Source organism: Streptomyces sp. NPDC007084, assembly GCF_040703595.1.
Taxonomy (GTDB): domain Bacteria; phylum Actinomycetota; class Actinomycetes; order Streptomycetales; family Streptomycetaceae; genus Streptomyces.
In genome coordinates this window covers 24,457-35,927 of the sequence record NZ_JBEYFY010000069.1, presented here as the reverse complement: position 1 = coordinate 35,927, position 11,471 = coordinate 24,457, and the positions used below count along the sequence as shown (strand labels likewise).

The window sequence follows — 11,471 nt, the reverse complement described above, 5'->3', positions numbered from 1 at the left end:
GGCCGGGCCGCCGCCCGCGCCGGCCGCACCCCGGCCCGGCGCCGCACGGTCTCCACCGCCGCCGCATCCAGCAGCGCCACCGGAGCCTCCTGCCCCGGGTCCCGCAGGGGAGGCGTACGCCGCTCGGTGCCCAGGAGCGCCACGGTGACGAGGTCCTCCCAGGAACCGCCGACGGGCACGCCCGCCGTAGCGGAGGTCGCGTTCATGGTTGTCCTTTCCTTCTCGGGTCCTTGGAGCGGGGTTCAGGGTCGGGTGGGGTTCAGAGTGGGGTTCAGAGTGGGGCGGGCTTCGGGGGTCGGGTGGGGTTCAGGGTCGGGCGGGCTTCGGCGTCGGGCGGGTTCAGAGTGGGGTGAGCTTCGGCGTCGGGCGGGCTCCTACAGAGGGCTTGCCCGACGTGCCGTGTCGGTCCGGACGGTCCCGACGTGCGCGACGGTCCCGATGTCCCGTGTCGGTCCGGACGGTCCCGGCGTGCCGCGACGGTCCCGACGTGCGCGACGGTCCCGACGTGCGCGACGGTCCCGACGTGCGCGACGGTCCCGGCGTGCCGCGTTTGTCCGGACGGTCCCGGCGGTCCGGACGGTCCCGGCGCAGGTCGTCCGGGCGGTCGTCGCCCCCTCCGTCAGCCGCACGCCATCCCGGAGTCCCGGCGAGGCCGGTCAGCACAGCGGCACCGCCTCTCCCCCCTCCTCCGGCCAGGCCGTCAGGGGAGTGAAGCCGCGGTGGCCGCACTCGCCGAAGACGGTGACCGGCGCCCCGCCGGAGAGGGCGACCAGCCGCCACAGGTCGGGCCGCGACCGCGCGGCGGGAGTCAGCGGAAGCGCGAACTCGCCGTCCGCGTCGGCCAGTTGCCAGGACTCGCCGTCCGGTGTCGGGACGGCCCGGGCCAGCGTGACCGGCACGGAGTCCAGCCAGGGGTCCGTGCGCAGCGCCTCCCCGTAGCGGGCGGCGGCTTCCGAGGTGGTCAGCCCCTTCGGCCGTATCGCCGCCGGGGCAGGAGGCGTGAACCGCTCGCCCAGCGCCACCCGCGCCTGCCCGGCGCCCGGATAAGAGGACACCTCCGCCTCGAAGGCCAGCCCCACCGGCAGTGCCAGCTCGGGGGCCCGGCCGGCCGCGCCGTAGGAGAGGAGGAGAGCCGTGCGGCCTGTCCCGGCGCCGTACAGCCAGATCCTGCGGGTGGTCAGCTTGGCGTCCGCCGTGTCGTACTGCGCGAGAACCAGCCAGCGGTCCCGCACCGGCGGGCCCTCCGCCGAGCCGGACAGTCCGACCCGGGCACGCACGGTCGCCGCCAGGTCCGCCGGCAGCTCCGCGCGCCGCAGCCAGCCCTGGTCGAGGAGATGGAGCAGCGCGCACTCCTCCAGCAGCCGCACCGGCCAGCCGGGCCCCGAGGCCGGTATCGCCCCCAACTCCCGCACGCGCGCGGCCAGTCCGGACGCCTGAGCGTCGACCATCCGCGCCGCCGTCTCCTCCCACATCCCGTATCCCGCGCGCTCCGCCGCGGCCAGCCCGCCGCGCAGCAGGTCGGCGAGCCGCTGCTCCAACTCGCCCGCCCCCGCGGTGATCCGCTCGGCCCGCCGCTCCGCCCGGCGCCGCGCGGCCTCGGGATCACCCGACGAGGCTCCAGATCCCCCGCCCGCTGTCTTCCGCTCTTCGGCGCGCTCGCGCCGCCCCGCCATCCACTCCTGCGCCCAGCCCGGCGCCTGCCCGGACGGCACCGCGCCGTCCGCACCCGACCAGAGCAGCAGCAGCCCCAGCGCGTGCTTGCACGGGAACTTCCGGCTCGGACAACTGCACTTGTACGCGGGCCCCGCGGAGTCCGCGATGTCCACGACCGTCTGATACGGCTTGCTGCCGCTTCCCCTGCACAGTCCCCATACCGCCCCCTCGTCAGAACTGCCCGCCTCGGACCACGGGCCGGCCGCGCCGAGCTTGCTCCCCGCCTTGCGTGACGCGGCGTCAGGCGCCAGTGCCAGCACCTGATCCGCCGTCCAGCGCACCGCCTGCTGTGTCATGCGTCCGAAGGTAGATCCCGCCACTGACAATCGACCGTGGCGAGCACGTTTGCGCAGGTCAGGGCCGATTGTCAGTGGCGTGGTGCACGGTGGAACCAGATCCGAACCGGCCGAGCTGGAGGGGGACCGAGCCATGTCCGTATCCGTGGAACCGACGTCAGAGCCCATGCCTGAAGGTACGAGCGGGGAGAGCCCCGCGAGCGCGAGCGGGCGGGCGCCCGCACGAGTAGGGGGAGTGGCGGAGGAGGGTGGCGCGAGCGGCGGCGGCGAGGCGCTGCGACCGCACGCCGAGCACGCCTTCGCGGCCGAACTCGCCGCGCTCGCCGCGCAGGACGACCGGCCCCGCCCGGTCCGCTGGCGGCTGTCGCCGTGGGCCGTGGCCACCTATCTGCTGGGCGGCACCCTGCCGGACGGCACCGTGATCACCCCCAAGTACGTGGGGCCGCGCCGCATCGTCGAGGTCGCCGTCACCACCCTCGCCACCGACCGGGCACTGCTGCTGCTCGGCGTGCCGGGCACCGCGAAGACCTGGGTGTCCGAGCATCTGGCCGCCGCGGTCAGCGGGGACTCGACGCTGCTCGTCCAGGGCACGGCGGGCACCCCGGAGGAAGCCATCCGCTACGGCTGGAACTACGCGCAGTTGCTCGCGCACGGCCCCAGCCGGGACGCGCTCGTGCCGAGTCCCGTCATGCGGGCCATGGCCGAGGGGATGACCGCGCGCGTCGAGGAGCTGACCCGCGTCCCCGCGGACGTGCAGGACAGCCTCATCACGATTCTCTCCGAAAAGACCCTGCCGATACCGGAGTTGGGCCAGGAGGTGCAGGCCGTCCGCGGCTTCAACCTGATCGCGACGGCCAACGACCGCGACCGCGGGGTCAACGAACTGTCGAGCGCGCTGCGCCGCCGCTTCAACACGGTGGTGCTGCCGCTGCCGGAGAGCGCCGACGCCGAGGTCGACATCGTGTCGCGCCGGGTCGACCAGATCGGCCGCTCCCTTGACCTGCCGGCCGTCCCCGAGGGCATCGAGGAGATCCGCCGCGTCGTCACCGTCTTCCGCGAGCTGCGCGACGGGATCACCGCCGACGGGCGGACGAAGCTGAAGTCGCCCAGCGGCACCCTGTCCACCGCCGAGGCGATCTCCGTCGTCACCAACGGCCTTGCTCTGGCGGCCCACTTCGGGGACGGCGTCCTGCGGGCGAGCGATGTCGCCGCCGGCATCCTCGGCGCGGTCGTCCGCGACCCGGCGGCCGACCGGGTGATCTGGCAGGAGTACCTGGAGGCGGTCGTGCGCGAGCGCGAGGGCTGGAAGGACTTCTACCGCGCCTGCCGTGAGGTGACCGTATGAGCGCAGTGCCGGACGACGGGACGGCCGGGCCCCGGCCCGCCGCGCCCGTCCGGGGCGCGGGTCCGCTGCTGCTCGGCGTGCGCCATCACGGGCCGGGGTCGGCGCGCGCCGTGCGGGCCGCGCTGGAGGCCGCCGCGCCGCGGGTCGTGCTGATCGAGGGCCCACCGGAGGCGGACGCGCTGGTGCACCTGGCCGGGGACAAGGAGATGCGGCCACCGGTCGCGCTCCTCGCCCATGTCGTGGACGAGCCCGGCCAGTCGGCGTTCTGGCCGCTCGCCGAGTTCTCCCCGGAGTGGGTGGCGATCCGCTGGGCCCTGGACCACGGCGTGCCGGCCCGCTTCATCGACCTCCCCGCCGCCCACACCCTGGCCTGGGGGAAACAGGACGGCGAGCGGGCGGGCGAACAGCAGCCGGGGGGCCGGCCGGGCGGCGGCCCGTCGCCCGCCGCACCGCTCACCGCACCGGACCAGCCCGCCGAAGCCGAGGCCGAAGCCGAGGCCGAAGCCGACGCCAACGCCGGAGCCGACGCCAATGCCGGAGCCGATGCCGACGCCGGGACCGGCGCCGGCGCAGACGCCGGGGCTTCCGGTGGCGGGGTGGCGGCGGCCGTACGCGTCGACCCGCTGGCCGTGCTAGCCGAGACGGCGGGGTACGACGACCCGGAGCGCTGGTGGGAGGACGTGGTCGAGCACCGGGCGGCGACAGCGGGCGACCCGTTCGCGCCGTTCGGCGTGCTGGAGGAGGCGATGACCGCGCTCCGCGAGGCCTACGGGGTCGGGGGACACGACCGGGACCTGGTGCGCGAGGCGTACATGCGGCTCCAGATCCGCACCGCTCGGCGGGAGTTCGGGGACGACGTGGCCGTGGTCTGCGGGGCCTGGCACGTGCCCGCGCTACGGCAGAAGGCCACCGTCGGCGCCGACCGGGCCCTGCTCAAGGGCCTGCCGAAGGTGAAGGCCGACCTCACCTGGGTGCCCTGGACACACCGCAGGCTCTCCCGGGCCAGCGGCTACGGGGCGGGCATCGACTCCCCGGGCTGGTACGGGCATCTGTTCAGCGCCCCCGACCGGCCGATCGCCCGGTGGATGACGAAGGTCGCCCGGCTGCTCCGCGACGAGGACCGGAGCGTGTCCTCCGCCCACGTCATCGAGGCCGTACGGCTCGCGGACACGCTCGCCGCGATGCGCGGGCGCCCGCTGCCGGGCCTGACCGAGACGACCGACGCCGTCCGCGCGGTCATGTGCGAGGGCTCGGACGTGCCGCTGGCGCTGGTGCGTGACCGGCTCGTCGTCGGTGACGTCCTCGGAGAGGTGCCCGAGTCCGCGCCGGCCGTGCCGTTGCAGCGGGACCTCGCCCGGGCGCAGCGCGGCCTGCGGCTGAAACCCGAGGCGCTGGAGCGCGAGCTGGAGCTGGACCTGCGCAAGGAGAACGACGCGGGCCGCAGCAGACTGCTGCACCGGCTGCGCCTCCTCGGCGTCGGCTGGGGCGAACCGGCGGCCTCCCGCGGCAGCACCGGAACCTTCCGTGAGACCTGGCGGCTGCGCTGGGAACCCGAGCTGTCCGTGCGGGTCGCCGAAGCCGGCGTGTGGGGTACGACCGTCCTGGCCGCGGCGACCGCCAAGGCCGAGGCGGACGCCGTCGCCGCGCCCTCGCTGGCCGACGTCACCGCACTCGCCGAGCGCTGCCTCCTCGCCGAACTCCCGAGCGCGCTGCCCGTGGTCATGCAGGTCCTCGCCGACCGGGCCGCCCTGGACGCCGACGTCGGCCACCTCGCCCAGGCACTCCCCGCACTCGTCCGCTCCCTGCGCTACGGCGATGTGCGCGGCACCGACACCCACGCCCTCACCGATGTCGCCGCGGGTCTCGCCGAGCGGGTCTTCGTGGGCCTGCCGCCGGCCTGCGCCGCCCTCGACACCGACGCCGCCGCCGAGATGCGCGAGCACGTCGACGCCGTGCACGGAGCCGTGGCCCTGCTCGGCGAGGCCACCGGCGCCACCGCCGACAGCGCGGGCGGGAGCATACGCGGGCGCTGGTACTCCGTCCTGCGGACCCTCGCCGAACGCGACACCGTCCCCGGCGTGATCGGCGGCCGGTCGGTCCGGCTCCTGCTGGACGAGGGCGAGTTGGCGCAGGAGGAGGCCGCCCGGCTGATGGGTCTGGTGCTGTCACCGGGCACCGAGCCCGCCGACGCGGCCACCTGGATCGAGGGCTTCGTCGGCGGCGGCTCCGGTGGCGGCATGCTCCTCGTGCACGACGAGCGGCTCCTCGGCCTGGTCGACACCTGGCTGACCGGCGTGCCGGCGGACGCGTTCACCGACGTACTGCCCCTGCTGCGCCGCACGTTCTCGGCGTACGAGTCGGGGGTGCGCAGGACGCTCGGCGAACTCGTCCGGCGCGGACCGGCCGCCCGCGCGGCCACCGCCACCGCGGGCTCCGGCGTCCCCGGGTTCGCCCCCGACCTCGACACGGCACGCGCCGACGCCGTCCTCCCCGTACTGAGCCTGCTGCTCGGCCTGCGGCCGGCGAACGCACGGGATGACAACGATTCTGTGAGGGTGACCCCATGACCGAGTCAGTGCTGAGCGCCGGGGACGAGCGGCTGCGCCGGTGGCGGCTGGTCCTCGGCGGCGACGAGGCCGACGGCACCGGACGCGTGCTCTCCGGCAAGGACGCCGCGATGGACGGAGCGCTCGGCGCGCTCTACGGGAAGGGCGGAAAGGGACGGTCGGGGAAGGACCGTTCGGCGGGGCTCGGCGCCTCCGCTCCCTCGGTCGCCCGCTGGCTCGGCGACATCCGCACCTACTTCCCGTCCTCCGTCGTCCAGGTGATGCAGCGGGACGCCATCGACCGGCTCGGGCTGTCCGCGCTGCTCCTGGAGCCCGAGATGCTGGAGGCGGTGGAGGCCGACGTGCACCTCGTCGGCACGCTCCTCTCGCTGAACAAGGCCATGCCCGAGACCACCAAGGAGACCGCGCGGGCCGTCGTGCGCAAGGTGGTCGAGGACCTGGAGAAGCGGCTCGCCACCCGCACCCGGGCCACCCTGACCGGTGCCCTCGACCGCAGCGCCCGCGTCAGCCGGCCCCGCCACCACGACATCGACTGGAACCGCACCATCGCGGCGAACCTCAAGCACTACCTGCCCGAGTACCGCACGATCGTGCCCGAGCGGCTGATCGGCTACGGGCGGGCCTCCCAGTCGGTGAAGAAGGAGGTCGTCCTCTGCATCGACCAGTCGGGATCGATGGCCGCCTCCGTCGTCTACGCCTCGGTGTTCGGCGCGGTCCTCGCCTCGATGCGGTCCATCGCCACCCGGCTCGTCGTCTTCGACACGGCGGTGGTCGACCTCACCGACCAGCTCGACGACCCGGTGGACGTCCTCTTCGGCACCCAGCTCGGCGGCGGCACCGACATCAACAGGGCGCTGGCCTACTGCCAGTCTCAGATCACCCGGCCCGCCGACACCGTCGTCGTGCTGATCAGCGACCTCTACGAAGGCGGCATCCGCGACGAGATGCTGAAGCGGGTCGCGGCCATGAAGGCGTCCGGGGTGCAGTTCGTGACGCTGCTCGCCCTGTCCGACGAGGGCGCGCCCGCCTACGACAGAGAGCACGCCGCCGCCCTCGCCGCGCTCGGCGCACCGGCGTTCGCCTGCACGCCCGACCTGTTTCCCGAGGTCATGGCGGCGGCGATCGAGAAGCGGCCCCTGCCGATACCCGACGCGAGCTGAACGGCCCGCAATCCGGACATGCCTACCCATCGGTAACAGGGGGCTTGCGCGACCTCGGGAGTCCCGTGCGAGGATCGCAGTGGCCAACGGGCCCTGTGACGCCGGTCGTTGACGGACACCTCGGGCCGAGGGCGCTCGCCGGGCGCCGCCCCGCACCCACGCGCGGCCCGGCCGGCGGACCGGCTCGGCCGCCCCGACGGTTCCCGGACCGCAGTCGCCCGAGAGGGGCTTCCCCTTCTGCTCCGGCCGGCCGGAGAAGACGCGGGGCCGCACTCCCGTACGGGATGTGCGGGGCGTAGGCGGGTGTAGGGCACTGCGGGACGTACGGGAGCGCGGGGCCTACGGGACGTACCGCACGTACAGCGACCGGGGTGGCACACACAGGCGTCGTACGCGCGTTCCCGCTTCCGTGGGGGCAGGGGCCGGAGGGCCGGAATCCGCCGGATGCCTCGGGCCGTGGCCCCGCGGGAGGGCCGGGCGGCCCCCATTGGGGTGGGGGCGCCCGGCCTGGGCCCCTCGGGGCCGCGAGAGGGGGCCCCACCAGGCAAACCCCAGCCTGGTGGGGCCCTGTCCGGCCCGGTCTGTGACAGGTATCACCGCTCAGGTGTGATCTGCGATTTAGGGACCCGCGTCCTGCGGCGATAACCTGCGAGACGGACATGCCGCGCGCTCGGACACCGTGTGCGCCACCCTTGTGACAGCGGACGTCACGTTGCCCTTCGCGGCACGCCCACGCATCCAACGAACCGCGAGATCACTGATAGGGACGGACGCGCGTGGACCTGTTCGAGTACCAGGCGAGGGACCTCTTCGCCAAGCACGGTGTACCGGTGCTGGCCGGTGAAGTCATCGACACGCCTGAGGCAGCCCGCGAGGCGACCGAGCGTCTTGGCGGCAAGTCCGTCGTCAAGGCCCAGGTGAAGGTCGGTGGCCGTGGAAAGGCCGGTGGCGTCAAGCTCGCCGCCACCCCGGACGAGGCCGTCGCCCGCGCGACGGACATCCTCGGCATGGACATCAAGGGCCACACGGTCAACAAGGTGATGATCGCCGAGACCGCGCCCGAGATCGTCGAGGAGTACTACGTCTCGTACCTCCTCGACCGCACGAACCGCACCTTCCTCGCCATGGCGTCCGTCCAGGGCGGCGTGGAGATCGAGGTCGTCGCGGAGGAGAACCCCGACGCCCTCGCGAAGGTGCCGGTCGACGCCAATGAAGGCGTGACGATCGAGAAGGCCCGCGAGATCGCCGCCCAGGCGAAGTTCCCGGCCGACGTCGCGGAGCAGGTCGCCGAGATCCTGGTGACGCTGTGGGACACCTTCATCAAGGAGGACGCCCTCCTGGTCGAGGTGAACCCGCTCGCCAAGGTCGCCTCCGGCAAGGTCATCGCCCTCGACGGCAAGGTGTCCCTGGACGAGAACGCCGAGTTCCGCCAGCCGGACCACGAGGCGCTCGTCGACCACGCGGCGGCCAACCCGCTCGAGGCCGCCGCCAAGGCCAAGAACCTCAACTACGTCAAGCTCGACGGTGAGGTCGGCATCATCGGCAACGGCGCGGGTCTCGTCATGAGCACCCTCGACGTCGTCGCCTACGCCGGTGAGAAGCACGGCGGCGTCAAGCCCGCCAACTTCCTCGACATCGGCGGCGGCGCCTCCGCCGCGGTCATGGCGAACGGCCTGGAGATCATCCTCGGCGACCCGGACGTCAAGTCCGTCTTCGTCAACGTCTTCGGTGGCATCACCGCCTGTGACGAGGTCGCCAACGGCATCGTCCAGGCGCTCCAGCTCCTCAAGGACAAGGGCGAGGAAGTCACCAAGCCGCTGGTCGTGCGTCTGGACGGCAACAACGCCGAGCTGGGCCGCAAGATCCTGTCGGACGCCAACCACCCGCTGGTCCAGCGCGTGGACACCATGGACGGCGCGGCCGACAAGGCCGCCGAGCTCGCGGCTGCGAAGTAAGGGACGAGGGAAACAACCGCCATGGCTATCTTCCTCAACAAGGACAGCAAGGTCATCGTCCAGGGCATGACCGGTGCCACGGGCATGAAGCACACCAAGCTCATGCTCGCGGACGGGACGAACATCGTCGGTGGCGTGAACCCGCGCAAGGCGGGCACCTCCGTCGACATCGACGGCACCGAGATCCCCGTCTTCGGCACGGTCGCCGAGGCCATGGAGAAGACCGGCGCCAACGTGTCCGTCCTCTTCGTGCCGCCGGCCTTCGCCAAGGCCGCCGTGGTCGAGGCGATCGACGCGGAGATCCCCCTCGCGGTCGTCATCACCGAGGGCATCGCGGTCCACGACTCCGCCGCCTTCTGGGCGTACGCGAAGTCGAAGGGCAACAAGACCCGCATCATCGGCCCGAACTGCCCCGGTCTCATCACCCCGGGCCAGTCCAACGCCGGCATCATCCCGGGCGACATCACGAAGCCGGGCCGCATCGGCCTGGTCTCGAAGTCCGGCACGCTGACCTACCAGATGATGTACGAGCTGCGTGACATCGGCTTCTCGTCCGCCGTCGGCATCGGTGGCGACCCGGTCATCGGCACGACGCACATCGACGCGCTCGCCGCGTTCGAGGCCGACCCCGACACCGACCTGATCGTCATGATCGGCGAGATCGGCGGCGACGCCGAGGAGCGGGCCGCGGACTTCATCGCGAAGAACGTGACCAAGCCGGTCGTCGGTTACGTCGCGGGCTTCACCGCGCCCGAGGGCAAGACCATGGGCCACGCCGGCGCCATCGTCTCCGGCTCCTCCGGCACGGCCGCCGCGAAGAAGGAGGCCCTGGAGGCCGCCGGTGTCAAGGTCGGCAAGACGCCGACCGAGACGGCCAAGCTCGCCCGCGAGATCCTCGCCGGCTGAGCCGCCGCACGGCACACACGCCGGTGGGCCCGCACCCCTTGAGGTGCGGGCCCACCGGCGTTTCCGGGTCCGGGCTCCGGCCGCCGTCCTTCAGCGGACGCTGGGCAGCAGTCGTTCGGGGCCGTGGGAGGTCTGGGACCGCAGCTTGGCGCGCAGCGCCAGCTCCGCCGCGGAGAGCGGGCCGGGCGCCGAGCGGGGCGGCAGCCCGTTGACGGTCTCCGGCGGGGACAGCGGCGCCTCGTAGTGGTCCGGCGCCGTGCGCAGCGTCAGCGCCGTCACGCCGATCAGCAGGACCGTGAAGGCGATGGCGGCCCGGGTCCACTGCCGGGCCCGGTGTTCGCCGTGATCGCGGACGGTACGGGGCTTGGCCGCGCGCAGCCGCTCGGTGCTCGCGAGTTCGGCGAGCCGCCGGTGCAGGTCCTCGGGGACCGCCAGCTCGGGCAGCCGGGCGGTGACCGCCTCGCGCGCGTGCAGCAGCCGGTTGGCGGCGGCGGGCGTGCTGGCCTCCGTCTCGGCCGCGGTCTCCGGCAGGCCGAGCCCGATTCCGTCGTAGAGCAGCAGGGTGCGCCGGTAGACAGGCGGGAGGGTGAGCAGGGCGTCGAGCAGGGCGCGGTCGGCGGCGTCGGCGGGCGGGGCCTCCGGGTGCCGGTGGCGGGGGCGCAGCCGGTGCCAGGGGGAGAGCGCGTACTCGTACGCCGTGGCGCGGACCCAGCCGGCCGGGTCCCGGTCGACGGCGACCTCGGGCCAGCGGTGCCAGGCGAGCTGGAAGGCGCGCTCCACGGACTCGCGGGCCAGCTCGCGCCGCCCGGTCAGCAGATAGGTCTGCCGTACGAGGGCGGGGGCGCAGTAGGCGTAGAGCGCGTCGAAGGCCTGAGCGGGCGTCAGGGAGGGCTCGCGGGAGGGGGTTTCCTCGTCCACGCGGGCCGGCTGGGCGTCGTGGGGGGCCCGGTCGGCGTCGACGCCGGACAGGTCCCGGTCTCGGTCCTGGTACTGGTTCAGGGCACGGTGCCTGGGGGCTCCCGCGCCGTCGTCGGCCGGCTGGTCGGGGGCGTGGACGTAGCCGCGGGCACGGGTGTGCTCGTGGCCGTGCTCGCGGTCCTGCTCGTGGCCGTGCTCGTGGTCCTGCTCGTGTTCGTGGTGGTCCGAGATGCGTGTCCCCCGTGCGGGTGGCGTTCCCGCGCCCACCAGGGCGTGCGCGGACTCCTCCTGACGGTCGTTCACCGGCTCGTCCGCCGGGGCCGGTGCGGTGCCGAGGAACTTCACGTACTCCTCCAGCTTGCGCCCGCGCGGCGTCGTACGGCCGGTCTCCCACGAGCGCACCGTCGCCCGGCTGACGCCCAGCAGAGCGGCCAGTTCCGCCTGGGTCAGCGACTGGGCCTCCCGCAGTCGGCGGCGCTCCTTCGGCGCGGGCAGCGGGGTGGCGGGGCTCTGTGTCATGTCCGATCCCACAGGGCGCCCTCTCGTACGAAAAAGTACATAGCTGCATATTGAGCGACACATCGGGGGTTCGCCTGTTACGACGAGAAAGC

The 11,471-nt window shown here is 73.6% G+C and carries 7 protein-coding genes and 1 pseudogene; 5 read left to right on the top strand and 3 right to left on the bottom strand.

Features of this window, described 5'->3' with window-relative positions; translation table 11 throughout:
- Both AB0912_RS32130 and AB0912_RS32125 read right to left on the bottom strand, forming a co-directional pair.
- Positions 1 to 206: pseudogene (locus AB0912_RS32130) on the bottom strand (hypothetical protein); the annotation flags it as partial.
- A gap of 450 nt (positions 207 to 656) precedes the next feature.
- Complete coding sequence (locus tag AB0912_RS32125; protein ID WP_366706125.1) at positions 657 to 2,009, bottom strand: SWIM zinc finger family protein; 1,353 nt, start codon at positions 2,007 to 2,009, stop codon at positions 657 to 659.
- A gap of 133 nt (positions 2,010 to 2,142) precedes the next feature.
- On the opposite strand from AB0912_RS32125, the gene AB0912_RS32120 reads away from it, so the two are divergent.
- The 5 genes from AB0912_RS32120 (at position 2,143) to sucD (ending at position 9,942) form a co-directional block, all read left to right on the top strand.
- On the top strand, positions 2,143 to 3,354 hold the full coding sequence (locus AB0912_RS32120) for an AAA family ATPase (protein ID WP_366706123.1): 1,212 nt from the start codon (positions 2,143 to 2,145) through the stop codon (positions 3,352 to 3,354).
- Positions 3,351 to 5,921, top strand: coding sequence for a DUF5682 family protein (locus tag AB0912_RS32115; RefSeq protein ID WP_366706121.1), 2,571 nt, complete (start codon positions 3,351 to 3,353; stop codon positions 5,919 to 5,921). The genes AB0912_RS32120 and AB0912_RS32115 overlap by 4 nt, the downstream gene beginning before the upstream one ends.
- A complete protein-coding gene (locus tag AB0912_RS32110; protein WP_366706119.1) occupies positions 5,918 to 7,081 on the top strand; it encodes a VWA domain-containing protein in 1,164 nt (387 codons plus the stop codon). The genes AB0912_RS32115 and AB0912_RS32110 overlap by 4 nt, the downstream gene beginning before the upstream one ends.
- A 776-nt stretch (positions 7,082 to 7,857) precedes the next feature.
- Positions 7,858 to 9,036 carry an ADP-forming succinate--CoA ligase subunit beta gene (gene sucC, locus AB0912_RS32105; RefSeq protein WP_366706117.1) on the top strand — a complete coding sequence of 393 codons (1,179 nt, stop codon included), beginning with the start codon at positions 7,858 to 7,860 and terminating at the stop codon, positions 9,034 to 9,036.
- A gap of 21 nt (positions 9,037 to 9,057) precedes the next feature.
- Positions 9,058 to 9,942, top strand: coding sequence for a succinate--CoA ligase subunit alpha (gene sucD, locus AB0912_RS32100; protein ID WP_060901445.1), 885 nt, complete (start codon positions 9,058 to 9,060; stop codon positions 9,940 to 9,942).
- 90 nt (positions 9,943 to 10,032) lie between these two features.
- Here the strand turns inward: sucD and AB0912_RS32095 are convergent, their stop codons facing one another.
- Positions 10,033 to 11,379 carry a helix-turn-helix domain-containing protein gene (locus AB0912_RS32095; protein ID WP_366706115.1) on the bottom strand — a complete coding sequence of 449 codons (1,347 nt, stop codon included), beginning with the start codon at positions 11,377 to 11,379 and terminating at the stop codon, positions 10,033 to 10,035.
- Positions 11,380 to 11,471: the final 92 nt, after the last annotated feature.